Here is a 17,773-nt window from a genome sequence, read left to right on the forward strand (position 1 = left end):
ACCTATGTAGAAGTAACGCGATACAATTAATATATAGACGCGTACAGCCCAGCATGACAATGCATGACAGAGAAGCTTTATACGGCAGGCATCAGCCTGACAAATAATGTGGAAACAGACCCGAGCCTAACATGAATACTGACAAACCAGCTTCAGATCATAGTAATGACGCACATCCTCATGACGATTCTATTATAGAGCACCCTTTTGTAGAGCACCCTTTTGTAGAGCACCCTCCTGTCGGTGATGCTGTTGAAGGTGAAGCGGTTACAGGCAAACACCACCATGCATACGCTAAAGCCAGAGTAAGTAGAGATGCTCGCTTCGATGGACGCTTTTTTGTGGCGGTGAAAACCACTGGTATATTCTGCCGGCCTATTTGCCCTGCAAAGCTACCCGCAGAGAAGAACGTTGCTTATTATAATCATGCTGCACAAGCTATGAATGATGGTTTTCGGCCATGCTTGCGATGTCGACCCGATAGCGCGCCGTCTTCCTTTGCATGGTTAGGTGTGGGCACCACAGTGGCAAGGGCGTTAACACTGTTAAGCGATATTCCCGTACAGTCTATTTCAACCATTTCGGATCGGTTGGGAATAAGTGAGCGATACTTAAATAAATTGATGGTATCGCATACTGGATTGTCGCCTAAACAATATCAAGATTTACAAAGAGTGTTATTTGCTAAGCAGTTGCTTCAGCAATCTACCTTGCCCCTAATCGACATCGCATTTAGCGCGGGTTACGCATCTATAAGGCAGCTTCAAAGGGCAGTGCAAACTTATTGCAAGAAAACCCCAAGTGAATTGCGTAGTAAACGGAATGTTTCACTGCCCGAAATATCACTAAGGTTATACTTTAGGCCCCCTTACCATTGGGGACAAGTTAGAGAGTTCCTAGCCTTGAGGGCTATTGGTGGCGTAGAAACGATTACTGAAGATACTTATTCTCGTTACATTTGTGTAGGGGGAGAGTCGGGGTTTATTAGTGCTACGTTTAATGAGCGCGCAAACGGTTTTGATGTGAAAATACGTTTGCCAAACTTAGCCTATGTGTATAAAACCGTTGAGCAAATAAAGCAGTTACTCGACCTTCATGCTGCGCCAGAGCTAATAGAAAAATCGCTACAGGCGGCAGGTTTAGCCGATAGTCTGCTCACAAAAGGCTTACGGCTTCCAGGTACATGGACAGTATTCGAAAGTGGATGTAGAGCCATAGTGGGTCAGCAAGTTAGTGTGAAAGCCGCGATTAACCAAGCTGGGTTGTTAGCTCAGCATTTAGGGGCGACAGCAACAGTTGAGCAAGCCGACTTTGAAGGTGGTAAACATTATTGTTTCCCCGAGCCGGAAGCTGTCGCGAGTAGCGATTTGGCATTTTTACGCATGCCGAACGCCCGTAAAAATGCTTTGCGTGATTTTGCCGAACTGTTTAAAAACGGCAACCTGCCTTCTCATGATGAGATATTGTCAATTAAAGGTGTTGGCCAATGGACATTAGATTACCTTAAGATGCGAGGTGAACGTGATCCTGATGTGTATTTGGCAGGCGATCTTATTGTAAGAAAAATGGCGGGGAAACACCCTGTTTCGCCCCAAGAGGCTGCGCCATGGCAAAGCTATTTAACACTGCAACTTTGGCAGCTAAGCAATAATTAGTGTGCGGTATACAATACAGTAGGGATTAGTCATGACATTAAGTAAAAGCTACTTAGTATCACCACAAGGTTTGTTAGAAATAATCGCAACGGCGAAGGGTATTAGTGCTATCACCTTCGTAGATGCTCGTAGTACTGATTCTGTTAGTAGTAGCGAGCTTACTGAAACCGCAAAAACGCAGCTAGCGGCTTATTTTAACGGTACGCTTACCCAGTTTGACTTACCTTTTGATGCAAAAGGAACAGATTTTCAGCACGCAGTGTGGAAAGCGTTGTGCGATATTCCTTATGGTGAAACAGCCAGCTATGCAGATATCGCCAATAAGCTAAATAACCCCAAAGCCGTGCGTGCGGTGGGTATGGCCAATGGGCGTAATCCTATCGCCATTGTAGTACCGTGCCACCGAGTGATTGGAAGTAATAAAACCCTAACTGGGTACGCAGGTGGACTTGAACGTAAGCAATACTTACTTAAATTAGAAAGGGCGCAAGGCGTACTATGGGCTTAAGAGATATTGCTGCACTATTATTGTTAGCGTCTATTTGGGGCGGCTCGTTTATTTTCATGCGTGTGGCGGCGCCAGAATTTGGCATTTATGTGCTGGTAGCAATTCGTACCGTGCTTGCTACCTGTGTGTTGCTGCCTATTTTGATGATGACGGGGGGCGTGAGCCAAATTTTCCGCCACTGGTTTCCCATAGCATTAGTGGGATTGGCGAATACCGCAGTGCCCTTCGTACTATTCAATTACAGCAGTTTGCATTTAGAAGCTGGGGTTAATGCCATTCTAAACGCTACCGCCCCCATGTTCGGTGCCCTTGTAGCGTGGTTGTGGCTAGGCGATAAGCTTACCCCGACTGCCATTGCAGGCTTAGCACTTGGTTTTTTGGGGGTAACGGTAATTAGCCAGCAAAAGCTAGGGGAAGGTGACATTAGTTTTGTGCCTATTCTTACAGCGTTGCTTGCTACTACCTGTTACGGAATTGCGGCCAGTATGATGAAAAAGTGGCTACAAGGTGTGCGGCCATTAGTGGTGGCAACGGGCAGTCAGGCCATGGCATCTATCATGTTAGCGCCGTTCGCGCTAAGTACCCTTCCAGCCACTATGCCAAGTACGAATGCATGGGCAAATGCTATAGCACTTGCCATCATAGGTACTGCCATTGCTTATATTCTATATTTTAAATTAATCGCGAATGTAGGCCCTGCAAAAGCAATATCGGTGGCTTATATGGTGCCGTTGTTTGGCATTATATGGGGCGTATTGTTCTTACAAGAACACTTGTCGTTACAAACCATAATTGGTGGGGTAATGATACTAACTGGGGTGGCGCTGACTACCGGGGTGATAGGAATAATAAAACGGAGTAGGGCTGCAAAAGCTGCGTAACGACTTCGTTTGACTTGGCAGAAAGCCGTTAGCATCACTCACCTTTAGCTAAGAGCGGCCAAATACGGTGGTGATGCTAAACGTTATATGTTTAAAATCTGTTCGTTAATTTCAAATAGAAAAAATAAAAGCTTCACCAGCTTACTTATTCAATAAGCTGCATGCGAACTAGGTTGTGCCCATCTCTTTTCGCTTGATAGAGCGCATCTTCTGCATGCGCCGTCACTTCATTCATACTGCGCGTTGTGGCGGTAAAAGACACCCCAAACGACGCAGTCAATTGAAGCTGCGGAGATTCACTTAATGGTGTTAGCGTTGCTATGCCATGACGTAAATTTTGTGCGGTATCGAAGGCTTCATGCGGCCCGGTTTGTGGCAGCAATACAATAAACTCTTCACTGCTCCAACGGCCCAGCACATCTTGCTCACGCAGATGATCAGAAAGGTATGCCACCACTTTATCTAATACATCATCACCGGCATTTCGCCCATGGGCATCAATAATATGGCCAAAGTCGTCTACGCTGATTAAGATCACGCTAATAGAACGCTGCTCTTTTAATAACGATTGATAGATAAGTTCTAGGTTAGTGCGGTCAGGCAATCTATTAGCATGGCGCACGATTAAATCTGGTTGCATGTCTCGTCTAAAGTAATACAACAAATTATAAATAAGTAAGAATAACGAGAACACTACCACCAACAGTGTGACTACACTGAAAATGAAGGCTTGAGAAATTTCAGTTTGCCTGTCTTCTAACGGACTAAGTAGAAATACGGTCCATCCAAACTGGTTCAGCTTAACTTCGGCAATTAGGAAGTCTTTTTGATCAATGGTGACCAACTTATTGTTAAGCGCTTGTTCGTCTTGCACTGCGACAGGCAAGCTAGCATACCAAGGTAACTCAGAAAGGTTGGTAAAGTCAGAATATGAGGCTACAAGTGAAGGGTCAGAAGAAAGCATAATATCGCCTTTCCCGTCTACAAAAAGAAAGTCGTAACCATATTGCTCTTTGTACGAATCGAAAACGCTAATGAAGCTGCGTAAGCTTTTACCTACGCCGAAGAAGCCTAAGAAACGGCCATCGTCATCGAAAATTTTAAGATCGATATAGAAATGGGTGTCTTCCCACTTGCCGATATCTGCGACTGCATCATGAGGGCCATCTCGGTATTTAAAATACCAACTTACTTCACCCTCAACTAAGTCGATGGTGCTGCCATCTGAGTTAAATTGGCGTTTTGCGGCTTCACTGGCAATAAAGAATGATAAACCAAACTCTTTTTCAAGCCGAGTTAAGGTAGTGAATATGGCGGTTTCGTCAACCTCTTCACCTTCTAGTAAGGTTACTAATTCGGTTGAACGGCCTAATGCTTCAGAGGTATGAAGAGGCTTCAGTAAATGCTCAACGATAAGCGATACCGCTGGCGATAGTGACTGTTGCTGTGCTCTGCTTTGCTCCGCTACAATTTTAGAAATACTAAAATGTACTAGGGTAACAATAGCTAATACAACAACGGCAAACAGCACCAATATACTTCGGTGAAGTGTACGAAATGTATTCACTGACTACGCAAGCTCCTTTGCTGCTACAATCCAGATCGGTTCAATCGTAAAGTATACCCGTAGATTTATTGAACTGCTAGGCTGTTTACCTCACAGTAGACTTAAGAATAAGTCTGTAAAAATCAATCGCTGACATATGATCACGGCTTAGATACACTAGGCGCAAAATTCGTATTATCGATTTACGTAAAGGAATAGCATGGCATTTTCAGTGGTAGTTTTAGCCGCAGGTAAAGGCACGCGCATGAAGTCTTCGTTACCCAAAGTACTTCATAAAGTGGGCGGAGTGCCCATGGTGCAGCGCATTATTAATACCGTTCAGGCACTCGAAGCCGATAATATTCACCTAGTGTACGGCCACGGTGGCGATAAGCTTCAGGCCACACTATCGGGTGAAAATTTAAATTGGTGCTTACAAAAAGAGCAGCTAGGCACTGGGCATGCGGTTCAGCAAGCAGCGCCACACATTAAAGACGATGAAGACGTACTTATCTTAGTGGGCGATGCCCCTCTTATTCGCCAAGAAACACTGGCTGAACTTAAAGCGGTAAAAGCAAAGTGCGATTTAGCGTTACTTACTGTTGAGCTAGACGACCCTACAGGAATGGGCCGTATTATTCGTAAAGACGACAACATTACCGCCATTGTTGAACACAAAGATGCTACCGATGCGCAAAAGCAAATTCGTGAAATTAATACGGGCATGATGATGATGGCCGGAAGCGATTTAAAACGTTGGCTAGGTGCACTTAGTAACAGCAATGCACAAGGCGAATATTACCTTACCGACGTAATTGAAATGGCAGCCAATGAAGGCAAACGCATTCAATCGGCACAGCCACAAGAGGTGGTTGAGGTTGAAGGGGTAAATAACCGCATTCAATTGGCGCATCTAGAACGCGCATTGCAGCTTCGCCAAGCGAACGAACTAATGACCAATGGTGTGGCACTGGCCGACCCTCAGCGTTTTGACCTAAGAGGCACATTAACCACGGGGCAGGACGTCACCATTGATATTAATGCAGTGGTAGAAGGTAACGTTATTTTAGGTAATAACGTGATTATTGGGCCAAACTGCATATTAAGGAATTGTGAAATTGCCGATAACGCGGTAATTGAAGCTAATTCTATTGTTGAAGAAGCGATTGTTGGTGAAAGCTGCACTGTAGGGCCATTTGGTCGTTTACGCCCAGGCGCTGTCATGCACGCGAAATCTAAAGTGGGTAACTTCGTTGAAATGAAGAAAACCGTGCTAGGCGAAGGCGCTAAGGTTAATCATCTTACCTACCTAGGTGATGCAGAAGTGGGCGCTAACGCCAACATAGGAGCAGGCACCATTACGTGTAATTATGATGGTGTGAATAAGTCTAAAACGGTAATAGGTCAGAATGCATTTGTAGGTTCTAACTCTTCGCTGGTGGCACCGGTTAAAATTGGTGACAATGCCACGGTAGGTGCTGGTTCAGTAATTACCACCGAAGTAGAAAGTGCGGCACTTGCTGTAGCGCGAGGAAAGCAACGTAATATTGCTAATTGGCCTCGACCTACCAAAAAATAGCGGTCAGTTTCTAAAACTGAAAAGCAATTAAGCACAGAATAAGGACAACATATGTTGTCCTTTTTTGTTTTTAAATTTTGAAAATTGCTTAATTATTTAGCAATAAGTAAGGGATTAACTTGCGAAATCTTACTATATAGCTTACATTTCTTTCACTTTGTAAAGCATGGCTTTCGTTTTGAAAGTTATGTGTAAGTTAAGCTAATACAGTTTTCGTCTTTTTGGAGTTGAATTCGTTTTGAAAACGAGCCGTTCTGTAGATCAGCGCCGCGCTGGCATTGTTAAATGGGTAAATACTCATGGGTACGCGCAAGTTGAATTGCTCGCAGCCCAGTTCAATACGTCTGAAGTGACTATCCGAAAAGATTTAACTGCGCTGGCAGATGAAAAGAAACTTATTCGCCAATTCGGCGGTGCTGCACCAATTCCACAGTCGAACGTTGAAACCAACGTGGTGAATTTACCGTCTTCGATAAAGCAAAGTATTGGCAAGCTTGCCGCTAGCCGTATTCAACAAGGTTCCAAAATAGCCTTAGATTGTGGCAGTACAACCGCAGCGTTATTGCCCTGCTTACGCGATATACCGAATTTAGTTGTCATGACAAATGCACTTGATGCAGCCAGTCAGCTGACCAAAAGCAACAATGAACCCACTATTTTGATGACAGGTGGTACCTGGGATCCAGCGTCTCGCTCATTCCAAGGTGCAATGGCTGAACAATTGGTATCGGCCTATAGTTTTGATATGGCGTTTATTGGCGCGGCAGGTATTGATGTAAGTCGTGGAACGACTACCTTTAATGAATTAACGGGGCTAACTCGAGCGATGGCACGAGCCGCTCATGAAGTGGTGGTAATGGCCACTTCAAATAAACTATCGAACAAAATGCCTAATTTAGAGTTGGGCTGGAACAATATTTCTACCCTCGTGACTGATAATGGCATTAGTGACGAGGATAAATACCTAATTGAACAACAAGGCGTAACGGTGCTGGTCGCTGCGCAAAACGGAGAGTAATTATGTGTGGAATTGTAGGTGCTGTTGGTGAGCGCAATGTTGTCGAAATTCTATTAGAAGGCTTAAAGCGCCTAGAGTATCGTGGTTACGACTCTTCAGGTGTGGCCTTGTTGCAGCAAGATGGCACACTAAATCGCATAAGAAGTACCGGCAAAGTACAAGAGTTGGTCGATATAATAGCTAACGACGAAGCGCTAGGTACTACCGGTATTGCGCATACCCGTTGGGCTACTCATGGCGGTGTTACTGTCGCCAATGCTCACCCACACTTTTCAAGCGACCGCGTTGCAGTAGTGCACAACGGTATTATTGAAAACTACCAAGCCCTACGTGAACAGCTTTCAGCAAAAGGCTACGTGTTCAGCAGCGACACCGACACCGAAACCATTGCCCACACGGTGCATGAAGCATTAGATGCTGGCAAAGACTTATTAGAAGCGGTTCAAACGTCAGTAAAAACCTTCCATGGTGCGTACGGCACTGTGGTTATAGATAAAGAAGATGCAGGCCGTATGGTCGTGGCGCGCTCAGGTAGCCCATTAGTGATTGGTTTAGGCTTAGGCGAAAATTTTGTCGCATCTGACCAAATGGCTTTATTGCCAGTAACTCGCCGCTTTATCTTTTTAGAAGAAGGTGATGTTGCTGATATTACCCGCCGTACTATTGCTATTTACGATAAAGACGGCAATGCCGTTGAACGTGAAATTATAGAGTCGAACGTTGAACACGACGCTGGTGATAAAGGCGCCTATCGCCACTATATGCTTAAAGAAATTCACGAGCAGCCAGTGGTGGTACGTAATACACTAAAAGACAGACTAACCGAAAACGGGTTAGCGGCAGATGTTTTTGGAAACGGTGCCGATGATATTTTCAGTAAAATAAAACACGTTCAAATTGTGGCTTGTGGCACCAGTTACCATTCAGGTATGACAGCACGATATTGGTTAGAGCAATACGCGAATGTGTCGTGCAATATCGAAATCGCTTCAGAGTTTCGTTACCGCAAGTCAGTGGTTCACCCGAATAGCCTGCTTATCACTATTTCACAGTCTGGCGAAACAGCGGATACATTAGCGGCACTACGTTTAGCCAAAGAAATTGGGTATAGCGCAAGTTTAGCTATTTGTAACGTACCAGGCTCATCGCTAGTGCGCGAATCAGATTTAGCGTTTATGACACGCGCTGGCGCTGAAATAGGTGTGGCATCTACCAAAGCATTTACAACGCAGCTAGCTGCATTCTTAATGCTCACCTTAGCGTTAGGTGAGAAAAACGGTATGGCAGAAAGTGATAGCAAAGACATCATTAGCGCGCTTCAGAGCTTGCCAGCTAAATTAGAAGAAACTCTTACCATTACCCAAGGTATTGAAGATTTAGCCGAAGAATTTGCCGATAAACAACACAGCTTATTCTTAGGCCGTGGCGATCAATATCCGATTGCCATGGAAGGAGCACTTAAACTAAAAGAGATTTCTTACATTCACGCAGAAGCTTATGCTTCGGGCGAATTAAAGCACGGCCCATTGGCACTTATCGATGATGAAATGCCGGTTATTGTGGTTGCGCCCAATAACGAGCTGCTAGAAAAGCTAAAATCGAATGTGGAAGAAGTACGCGCTCGTGGCGGCATTATGTATGTGTTCGCGGATAAAGACGCCGCGTTCAAAGGTGATGACACCATGCGCGTAATCAATGTACCGCACTGCGAAGCACCTATTGCCCCTATCATCTATACCTTGCCGCTACAGTTGTTGTCGTACTATGTAGCGTTAATTAAAGGTACCGATGTTGATCAGCCTCGTAACTTGGCGAAGTCGGTCACGGTGGAATAAAAAGTTAAGGTGGCAGAGTTTTTTAGTTAGAAAATTAACTCTGCCCCAACTTCCTTCTAGCTATCATTTACCATCTTGTGGCTGGAGCGTACGTTTAAGAATATCTTCAGGAGATTTCTTCTCCCACACGGGCCAATACTTTGCCTGCTTCGCCTTCACACTATCTTTATTAGCGCTATACCAAGCATTTGCTTTAGCTGTAAGCTCTGCGTACTTTGTTCCTTTCAGGACAGATTTGAACTCACTGCCATCTAAAACATACTCCGCAGATGTGTCTTGTTTATATGGCCAAAGCGAAAAGCGTGCTTTCCAAGCGCCCATTCGTGGTGTAACAACGCTAAAGTATGTTTTGCCTCCTTCTAACTCAGCCTCTAAGAAATCGGCAGCTTCAGAAACAACCATATAAACGTGTTTTCCTGGCTGCGTCATTTGAGTAACCTTAGTGTCGTTGGCTATGATGCCTAAAAATTCCGGCTCGCCGTTTGTTACATCATATAACGACCCATTTATAGCATGTCCTAAAAATGAATCTCGCATGAAGACAACTTGAACCTGTTCCTGCGATGGTGTTAAAAGTGGTTTGTCTTGCGTCAACTTCATAGGGTTTGAAGCGCAACCTGTCAACATGACAGCAATAAAAATTAAAGCTATTTTAATTATTCTCATTTTTCATCCTTTATTGGGGTCTATGCCCTTCTCCAAAATTAGCGTGTTAATACACGCCATCGACGAGTTTTACTAAAAAAGAAAAAAAAGTAAAATAATATATGAGGATGAGGGGCTGTGTTGGCTTGGTAGGGCAGTGTTACTAAAACGATAAGTGCTCAAAGCTATTATTGTCTTAAAATGCCAATTACGTTCCAATTGTGTGTTTAAAAGATATATCTTTATTTATACAAAATTTGGCTTTTCTTCCCATTTTATAAGCAGTTTGTAGGGATCTCTTCTGATTTACCATATTTTAGGTACCGTGAGCGCAGTCGCTTTTTTGCTGACATGGTATGGGTTGGCAAAGCAAATCATCAATATTGAGGCGCTTCGAAAAAGTCATCGGCCCACTACCCAGAGCTTGTCGGTAAACCAGTTTGCCTCAAGCTTTTTTGCGTTTTATGCCAATTTTATTTTCGGTATTGCGATAGAGCCGCTTAGTCATTATCTAGTGTGGACTCGTTTCGGTGCGCTTCTTCTGATATTGGCAATCCTTTATCAAATTTGGCGAGACAGGCGGTCAATATCAACGAGTTTTGTCGTTAGCTTGTGTGCCGTTGCCTTGGTGATAGGGCTATGCTCTATAGGTTTTCGGCCTTACCCTAATCTTGCCAAGATTGGAGCAAACAGCTTAATGTTGGTAGTAACCGTGCTATTAGTACAAGGCACGCTGCACCAAATAATGGTGCTAAGGCGTAGTAGGGTTATAGGCGCGCTGTCGCCAGCCTTATTCCGCAGTATCCTGATTAAAGACATCACTACACTCGCGTTCGCGTTTACCATGCCGTTTGCAGTAGCTTGGCCCCTTATTTTACTTAATGGGGCCAGCGTGATTACCCGTGGCGGCTTGCTGATTCAAATGAATAAAATCAAAAATAATGGGGTCAGAGTTAATTAAAGGGGCTAATTACATAAAATAATGGGGTCAGAGTTAATTAAAGGGGCTAATTACATAGGTGAGTTAACCGGGCTTTTTAGCCAAAAAAATGGTGTGCTTACTTCCTTTACCCTTGCGTGCTCTGGCAATACGAGTACTCACTACGTAGCCTGCATTTTTTAAGCGAACGGAAAACAAGTAATCAGGCCCCGCAGACCAAATGGCTAACATGCCATTGGGTTTAAGCACCTTATAGATATCTTCTAAACCGTCGATTGAATAAATCCAATTATTGTCAGAATGGGTTAAGCCTTCAGGGCCATTGTCTACATCGAGTAATATGGCGTCGTAAGTTGGCGTTTTAGTATTTAGAAGATGTTTTACATCACCAACTTTAACATTCGTTCTAGGGTCTTGAAGTGGGTTTTTAGCGCAATTACCTAATGGCCCTTTGTTCCATTCCACAACCTCAGGAATTAACTCAGCCACCGTTACTTGCGAACTAGGAGTCACTTCTTTTAGCGCCGCTGCAAGGGTGTATCCCATCCCTAAACCGCCCACTAACACGTGTGCGTTAGGTGTGGATTTAAGATGTTCGCAGCCCATTTGTGACAGCTCTTTTTCTGAGTTGTACACACGGCTATTCATCAACTCGCCACGAATACCGGAAAGTCGAATACTGAACTCTTCATCCCGCTGAGAGAACGTTAGTTCGCCACCATTATTTGGAATTTGAGCTGTACCTAATTTAACCCATGGAACCATCTGAAGGTTTATCCTTTTAACAGAATGTTTTGCTTTTACTGAATTTAGGCGCGCAGAATAGCACATTTGCCGAGCATTGATGGGCTTAGCACCTTGATAGGCCCTAAGTGTTTAGGGGGTTAGGAATTAACTAGGCAAAGCGATAACAGGAAGGGAGCGTAAGTAAAGAGCAATGCGTCAATAGAGGAGATAGGGTCAGTGCTAATTAAGCCTGAAAATACACTGACCCCATTTTATTTTTTAGTGCTTCAAATTTTCATCAAGAAATTCAATTAGTCCCTGATAAAGTTCTCGTCTATCTTCTTCATCAAAAACCCCATGACCTGCTTGAGAATATTGTAAATACACTGGCGGATTTCCTAATTTTATAAGCGCTTTAGATAATGCTTCAGAGTTTATTTCTGGCACGCGTCTATCTTCAGAGCCGTGGATTAGCATGACTTTCGCCTTTATTTTGTCTGCGTGATAAATGGGAGAATAAGCCTTAAGTTGCGCTTTATCGTTACCTAGTACGCGCTCCAAATAAGCTTCGCCGCCCCAGTTATTGGGAATATCACTTTCAGTAAACATATACTGTAAATCGTAAATACCCACATACCCTATCGTGCATTTGTACAGGTCAGGTTCTTTCACTGCTGACATAAGCGCGGCGTATCCACCGTAGCTTGCGCCGTAAGCACATACATTATCACCATCAACATAATTCTGCTCTATGGCCCATTTAACAGAGTCATTGATGTCATCAATCATCTTACCGCCCCATTCGCGATAACCTAATTTCTTATATCGCTCACCGTAACCGTCACTTCCTCGGAAGTTCATTTGTAACACGGCATAACCACGACTCGCTAACAGCTGAGTTTCATTATTGTAGTCCCAAAAATCTCTCGTACCTGTTTGATGAGGGCCGCCATGGATCATAACTACAAGAGGTGGTTTTGCGTCGCTTTGTTGCTTAGGCAGTGTCAGATATCCGTTAATGGATTCGCCGTCTGCAACTTCTACGCTGACAGGTTTCATTGTGGCAAGCAGTCGAGGGTCTATCCATGAACTATTTGCCCATATGAAGCGAGCTGCGAGGCTTTCGCTATCGAATAAATAATACTCTCCGGGGTTAACATCACTGCGTACATGTACAAGTAAGGTTTTCCAATCTCTGGTGTGGCTGGCAATAGTCACGGTTTGCCCTTCAAAGGCGCTGGCTAACATCTTGTGAAGTTTACTCGTGCGGGTTTCTTCTTTTGCATAAACGTATTCAGACTTACCGGGATAGGTGATCCCCACGGCAGGAAGGCCGTTATTATCACGAACTATTTGCTCTATATCGGTATCGTGGGGTTCGAAAATCTCAACGTACTGTCCAGTGGAAAGATCTAATTTAAAATAGGTATAAATACCTTCTTCACCGGTAAACCCCGACATATAAACGAACTTTTCGTCTTCACTCAAGCCTCGTGGTATAAGGTTTCTATCTACATTGAAAACATCTTCCAGATTTTTCCATTCACTCTCATTGTCGTCTCTGTAAGCGGCATGATAGTCACCTTCTTCATCTTGCCATTTCATAAAGATAACTTGGCCATTTTTTGTCGCTAAAGCGCTGCTGCGCTGGTAAGGCAATATACCTATTTTCCGCTTTTTGCCCGTCATAACATTTAGCTTACTTATAATCGCAGGCTTAATTCGGTTGTCATAATAAGTGTTGCCCTTTTTGTCCCAAGGGTATTCGCTAATGAGAATATATTTATCGTCACTTTCTAATAGGCTTATTACTTGTTGACTGGCACGGTCATCTTCTTTATTGCTAATTCGGCTATCTGATCTTGCATCACTTGCGCGATAACCGTATAGCATTTTTCTGCCACTACCATCGTAATTGATGGCATAGAGTTCACCGGTAGGTACGGGCATATCAAAAGACGAATATTTCTCCGCATACTCAAAAACAAGACGTTCATTCGTCACCCAAGTCACAGTGTGAATAAAATCGTTATTATTCGGGCGAACACCGCCGACTACTTTCATATCGCTAGTAGAAAGGATAGCCAGTATTACTTTATTATCTGCACGAACCCGCGCTGCTAGATGTTGGCCATCAGGAGAAAGCTGCAAATCGAGGTAGTCACCATGTTTAATAAAATATTCGAGAGGTAACTCTTCATTTGCAGAAATGAATAAAGAATAGACGGCCAGCATGGCCACTAAAATCCGTTTCATAATTGTCCTTTAATTATAGGTAGGGTACTTCACTAGCCGTAACCTACATTACCGTTATGTGTTTTTCAATATTGTATATAAGAGGGCAAGCATATTTAATATGGGGCTATTCTAAGTAAAGTTAGCGAGTTAAGGCCGTTTGAATACTAGATGCAGGTCGCGTACTGACGTAGTACTTACCTTTCGTGTAGATAGTGCTAAATAAAGGAAGTAGTGAAAATGGATGTTATTGATTGGATTATTTTAATTGTACAGATCGTACTTGCCACCTCTGTCATTTATGGGATTTTATCTGGAAGAATTCTTATGAGAGGTCGTTGGTTATATCGAGATGATAATGGTGAATACTGGGTTGCACTCGTTTTTCAGTGTATTGCGCTGTTTCTTTTTCTGTACTTTTTTGGGTTGGTAGTTTTCTAGGTCTTAACTTCTACCCACCACACGTTTATCACCTTTAAATGGCAAAATATTAAAACAACGTGTACTAAATTAGCATTTAAACAAAGTAAGCAAAGTTTGTGCCTAATGAGATTTACACTGTCCGCAGTTGGTTTTCTAAATTGCTTATCGTGCTTTACCCTACCTCAAGTTCTAGATATATTAGTATCTCAAAGAATAACAATAATTTGATTTGCCTTATGGCGTCATATTTCCTTTTTACATTTATTGAGTAGAGCTAGATAAATGGATTTTCGCTTAGTTGCACCACGTAGTATCCGTACCGCAAGTATATTTTGCTTTTTCATCTTCCAATCTGCAGATGTATTTGCTTTCAGTGATTTCGTAAAAGAAAGCAATCCGAATAACGTTTCAGCATTTATTTACCTGTTGTTGTGCGTTTCTTGCGTATTGTTAATCACACCATTGTATCAATTGTACTTAAATGCAACTCAGTCATTAAAGCTAAAACAAGAGCGTGACGCGCATAATAATATTCTTGATACGTTTGAAACAGGTGCGGTATATATCGATCCTACCGGAAAAATTGTCTGTGCAAACGAAACTGCCTCTTCGTTATTTGAAACTCAGCAAGACGCATTAGTAAGCAAAGAATTTCTATCGCTATTTTCAAGTAAAGATAGCAGTCAGCTTAAGCAAGCATCTGATAGTGATACTGCGGTTGTTAAAGCAAAGCTTCAGAGTTCAAATAACAAGGTTACGGTTAACTTTGGCGAATTGTTAAAGCAGGGTAAGAAGACGCTTAGAATTGTTACCTTGCACTCTGCCGATAACAGTTCAGGTGGCGATAAAGGTAAAAATGTTCAGCTGTCATCAGAACTATCTCTTACCAAAAAAGCACTGAAAGCCTCTGAAAAGTTAATTGAGCATAAAGAAGCACAGTTCGATGCAGAGATAAGTGGCCTGCGCGCAGAGCTTGATAAAGTTACCGGTGAGTATGAACAGAAGCAGACTGAGTGGGATAAAGTGCAAAGCGAGTTGAAATCAACATCAGCTAGCCTAGACGAGACACAAACCTCCCTTAAAAAAGCTAAAGATGACATCGCCGAGAAAGAAGCAGAGGTGAAGCGTCTTTCTGAACAGCAACAAAGCACACAGGGGGAAGCAAGCGATCTCCAAGTGGCACTGAAACAACAGCAAGATGCTTTAAGTGATGTTAAAGAAAAAGAAGCGAAGCTTCGTGATGAGATAACTTCTTTAGACAGTAAAGTGTCTGAACTATCAACTCAGAAACAAACACTTAACGATGAACTGAGTAGCGCTCAGCGTGAAGTGGAAAGTTACCAAAGCAAACTGGAAAACGCAGATAGCGAACTCGCGTCGCTTAAACAGGAATTTCAATTACATAAAGATAATGCTTCGAGTATTTCAAAAGAGCTGGATGCTGTTAAATCAAGCTTAGGTGAGAACGAAAGCGAAGCGGCGGCTATCAAATCACGCTTAGATGAGAAGGAAAGCGAACTACAGTCGCTGGAAACTTTGATAGACGATAAAGAAAAAGAGCTCGTTGCGCTTAGAACCGACATAGCAGATAAAGACGGCGAACTTAACGCGTTGAAATCTGGTATGACAGGTAAAGATACAGAAGTGTCTTCACTTAGAACTGATATTGCAGAAAAAGATTCTGCACTTAACGCACTACAAGCTGAAATGTCAGATAAAGACACTGAAGTTGCTTCGTTGAAAACAAGCATTAGCGAAAAAGAAGCTTTAATTTCAGACGTGGAAAGTAAGGTTGCAGAGCTTGAAGCGCAGCAAGGGAAGTCGAAAGAAGCCATAGCGGAATATGAAGCTTTGATTGAGCTTCAAGCACAAGAAATGAAAGAGGCGCAGCGCAATCAACTGGCTGAAGTAGAGAAAGAACAAGCCGACGTCATTACCAAGTTACAAGCTAAAATAGACGCTTTGGAGTCTGAGTCGTCTGCTGAAAAAGCACGTTTGCTTGAAGCGCAAACGTCAATTGAAGAAGAGCTTGAACTTACCCAAATGGAGTTAAGCGAGCTAGAGTCTCGTTTACAAGAAACGTCACAACTCGCTGAGTCTAAAGACGCTAAGAACGAAGCGCACAATCAACAAATCACTACTCTTCAAGACGAGCTAAAACAGTTGCAAGCAGCGTTAAGTGAGCAAGAAGAGGCCTTTAGCAAACAACAAAAAGCCTTAAGCGAACAGGAAGAAGCTTTAAGCGAGCAGAAAGAAGCCTTTAGCCAGCAAGCAAAAACGCTTAGCCAGAAAGAAGAAGCCTTTAGCCAGCAAGCAAAAGCCTTCAATCAGCAAAAAGAAGTCATAAACGAACAACAACAAGCCCTAAGCCAACACAAAGCAGCATTGGAAGATAAAGAAACGACATTATCGTCTACGCAATCTGAGACTGCCGCGAAACTTCGCACTTTAGAGCAAGAGCTTAATGAAGTGAAAGTTGAAAATGTAACCTTGCAAGAAAGGCTTAAGAACGAATCGAGTGCTAACACTGAAGCCGATTCTCAAGTAAAAGAAATTGAGCGCTCAAAAGCCAAGCTTCAGGTTGAATTAGAAAATACGGAAGCATCGTTGTTTGCCTTAAAGCAAGCCACAGAAGAGAAAGAGGCTGAGAACAAGCAGTTTGGTGAGCAAATTTCTGAACTACAGGAAAAAATAGCGCAGCTACAATCAGAGTCTGAGCAAAAGCAGTCGGCATTGAGTAGCAATGAATCTAAATTAGCTGAGCTTAGCACTGCTGCAAAAGCTAAATTGGGTCAGCTAGAAAGTGAGCTTAAGCACCTTAGGAAGGAAAACGCTTCTTTACAAGATAAGCTTAAAAATGACTCTGATGCCATGACAGATGCTGAGTCTATGGTAAAGCAAATTGAAACCGATAAAGCTGAGCTAGAGAAAAAGTTAGAAGAAACACAGTCGAACTTGAATGCGTTGAAACAGGTTGCAGATGAAAAGCAGTCAGTTGAGTCGGAATTGTTAGAGCATAAGCAAAAAGCGCAAGACTATATGTCCAAGTTTGAACAGGCTAGCCAACAGCAACAAGCGCTACAAGATAAGCTTGCCGCTGCTGAGAAATTGGTAGAAGAGAAGTTAAAGCAAGCGTCAGAGCAATCAAAAGTACCCGCTGCCCCGGTTGCTACGAGTATTGCGCCTAGACCCGATATAGAGAAGTTACCGGTTCCTGATAAACCGACGACTTTCTTTGACCTAAATCACTATTGGTCTATTCAAAAAGAGGGCGTCACACTGACCTCATCTCTTCAAGATTTGCTAGTGAAAATTGAGAAGGTTATCGAACTAAGTGATAACGCTGGAGAGACAGAGAAAGTAGGCGACTTGATCAGTATGTCTCATAAGCTGTTATTGTTATCACAATCGATGAATGCTGCGCCATTAACTGATTTAGCGCAAAGCTTAGATAGCGATTGTAGGCAAGGTCTTGTGGATAATGCGTTGATACGTTTATATCCCACAAAATTAGGCCTTCAGAAGAGCTTGAGAGTGGTTTACGACCATTTGCAGCGTATATAACAGCTGTTATAACACAACGGCTAAAATTTACCTTCACGCTTAACAAGCCGGAAATGCCAATTTCCGGCTTTTTTAATGTTTTACTATCTTGTGTAAATGTATTGCGCAATCATATCGCTTAATCACACCGCTCAAACAAACCCCTTAAACACATTGCGTGAATACAGTGCGCAAACCCAGTGTTACAACTATCGTTCGAATTTGTAGGCTTCACAGCG

Annotated in this window: 12 protein-coding genes; 8 read left to right on the forward strand and 4 right to left on the reverse strand. The window is 43.0% G+C overall.

Annotated elements, in window-relative coordinates; translation table 11 throughout:
• Positions 1 to 131: 131 nt before the first annotated feature.
• Genes Q4561_RS07710 through Q4561_RS07720 form a run of 3 tightly spaced genes read left to right on the forward strand, consistent with a single transcriptional unit; the run spans position 132 to position 3,044 of the window.
• Complete coding sequence (locus Q4561_RS07710) at positions 132 to 1,655, forward strand: Ada metal-binding domain-containing protein (protein ID WP_303458852.1); 1,524 nt, start codon at positions 132 to 134, stop codon at positions 1,653 to 1,655.
• Between the two features lie 31 nt (positions 1,656 to 1,686).
• On the forward strand, positions 1,687 to 2,163 hold the full coding sequence (locus Q4561_RS07715) for a methylated-DNA--[protein]-cysteine S-methyltransferase (RefSeq protein ID WP_303458855.1): 477 nt from the start codon (positions 1,687 to 1,689) through the stop codon (positions 2,161 to 2,163).
• A complete protein-coding gene (locus Q4561_RS07720) occupies positions 2,154 to 3,044 on the forward strand; it encodes a DMT family transporter (RefSeq protein WP_303458857.1) in 891 nt (296 codons plus the stop codon). Before Q4561_RS07715 ends, Q4561_RS07720 begins: the two co-directional genes overlap by 10 nt.
• A 145-nt stretch (positions 3,045 to 3,189) precedes the next feature.
• Here the strand turns inward: Q4561_RS07720 and Q4561_RS07725 are convergent, their stop codons facing one another.
• Positions 3,190 to 4,611, reverse strand: a complete 1,422-nt coding sequence (locus Q4561_RS07725; protein ID WP_303458859.1) for a diguanylate cyclase — start codon at positions 4,609 to 4,611, stop codon at positions 3,190 to 3,192.
• A 199-nt stretch (positions 4,612 to 4,810) separates the two neighbouring features.
• On the opposite strand from Q4561_RS07725, the gene glmU reads away from it, so the two are divergent.
• From glmU to glmS, 3 genes are all read left to right on the forward strand, one after another.
• On the forward strand, positions 4,811 to 6,169 hold the full coding sequence (gene glmU / locus Q4561_RS07730) for a bifunctional UDP-N-acetylglucosamine diphosphorylase/glucosamine-1-phosphate N-acetyltransferase GlmU (RefSeq protein WP_303458861.1): 1,359 nt from the start codon (positions 4,811 to 4,813) through the stop codon (positions 6,167 to 6,169).
• Positions 6,170 to 6,407: 238 nt separating this feature from the next.
• Entirely contained in the window at positions 6,408 to 7,187 is a 780-nt protein-coding gene (locus Q4561_RS07735; protein ID WP_303458863.1) for a DeoR/GlpR family DNA-binding transcription regulator, read from the forward strand.
• 2 nt (positions 7,188 to 7,189) lie between these two features.
• Positions 7,190 to 9,022, forward strand: coding sequence for a glutamine--fructose-6-phosphate transaminase (isomerizing) (gene glmS / locus Q4561_RS07740; protein ID WP_211070192.1), 1,833 nt, complete (start codon positions 7,190 to 7,192; stop codon positions 9,020 to 9,022).
• A gap of 63 nt (positions 9,023 to 9,085) precedes the next feature.
• Here glmS and Q4561_RS07745 read toward each other — a convergent pair whose 3' ends face one another.
• Positions 9,086 to 9,688, reverse strand: a complete 603-nt coding sequence (locus Q4561_RS07745; protein ID WP_303458866.1) for a hypothetical protein — start codon at positions 9,686 to 9,688, stop codon at positions 9,086 to 9,088.
• 304 nt (positions 9,689 to 9,992) lie between these two features.
• Here Q4561_RS07745 and Q4561_RS07750 point away from each other — a divergent pair, with 304 nt between their 5' ends.
• Positions 9,993 to 10,628 (forward strand): hypothetical protein, encoded by a 636-nt coding sequence (locus Q4561_RS07750; RefSeq protein WP_303458869.1) that lies wholly within the window; start codon positions 9,993 to 9,995, stop codon positions 10,626 to 10,628.
• A 63-nt stretch (positions 10,629 to 10,691) separates the two neighbouring features.
• Here Q4561_RS07750 and Q4561_RS07755 read toward each other — a convergent pair whose 3' ends face one another.
• Positions 10,692 to 11,372, reverse strand: a complete 681-nt coding sequence (locus tag Q4561_RS07755) for a spermidine synthase (RefSeq protein WP_303458872.1) — start codon at positions 11,370 to 11,372, stop codon at positions 10,692 to 10,694.
• Positions 11,373 to 11,612: 240 nt separating this feature from the next.
• Positions 11,613 to 13,589 (reverse strand): S9 family peptidase, encoded by a 1,977-nt coding sequence (locus Q4561_RS07760; protein WP_303458875.1) that lies wholly within the window; start codon positions 13,587 to 13,589, stop codon positions 11,613 to 11,615.
• Positions 13,590 to 14,273: 684 nt separating this feature from the next.
• Here Q4561_RS07760 and Q4561_RS07765 point away from each other — a divergent pair.
• Complete coding sequence (locus tag Q4561_RS07765) at positions 14,274 to 17,555, forward strand: hypothetical protein (protein ID WP_303458878.1); 3,282 nt, start codon at positions 14,274 to 14,276, stop codon at positions 17,553 to 17,555.
• Positions 17,556 to 17,773 lie beyond the last annotated feature (218 nt).

This window comes from Alteromonas sp. 1_MG-2023 (assembly GCF_030547075.1).
In the GTDB taxonomy this organism is placed as follows: Bacteria; Pseudomonadota; Gammaproteobacteria; order Enterobacterales; family Alteromonadaceae; genus Alteromonas.

Coding starts and splice junctions, on each gene's coding strand:
- glmS (WP_211070192.1), top strand. CDS start 7,190: ATGTGTGGAATTGTAGGTGCTGTTGGTGAGCGCAATGTTGTCGAAATT.
- Q4561_RS07715 (WP_303458855.1), top strand. CDS start 1,687: ATGACATTAAGTAAAAGCTACTTAGTATCACCACAAGGTTTGTTAGAA.
- glmU (WP_303458861.1), top strand. CDS start 4,811: ATGGCATTTTCAGTGGTAGTTTTAGCCGCAGGTAAAGGCACGCGCATG.
- Q4561_RS07710 (WP_303458852.1), top strand. CDS start 132: ATGAATACTGACAAACCAGCTTCAGATCATAGTAATGACGCACATCCT.
- Q4561_RS07760 (WP_303458875.1), bottom strand. CDS start 13,589: ATGAAACGGATTTTAGTGGCCATGCTGGCCGTCTATTCTTTATTCATT.
- Q4561_RS07720 (WP_303458857.1), top strand. CDS start 2,154: ATGGGCTTAAGAGATATTGCTGCACTATTATTGTTAGCGTCTATTTGG.
- Q4561_RS07755 (WP_303458872.1), bottom strand. CDS start 11,372: ATGGTTCCATGGGTTAAATTAGGTACAGCTCAAATTCCAAATAATGGT.
- Q4561_RS07765 (WP_303458878.1), top strand. CDS start 14,274: ATGGATTTTCGCTTAGTTGCACCACGTAGTATCCGTACCGCAAGTATA.
- Q4561_RS07745 (WP_303458866.1), bottom strand. CDS start 9,688: ATGAGAATAATTAAAATAGCTTTAATTTTTATTGCTGTCATGTTGACA.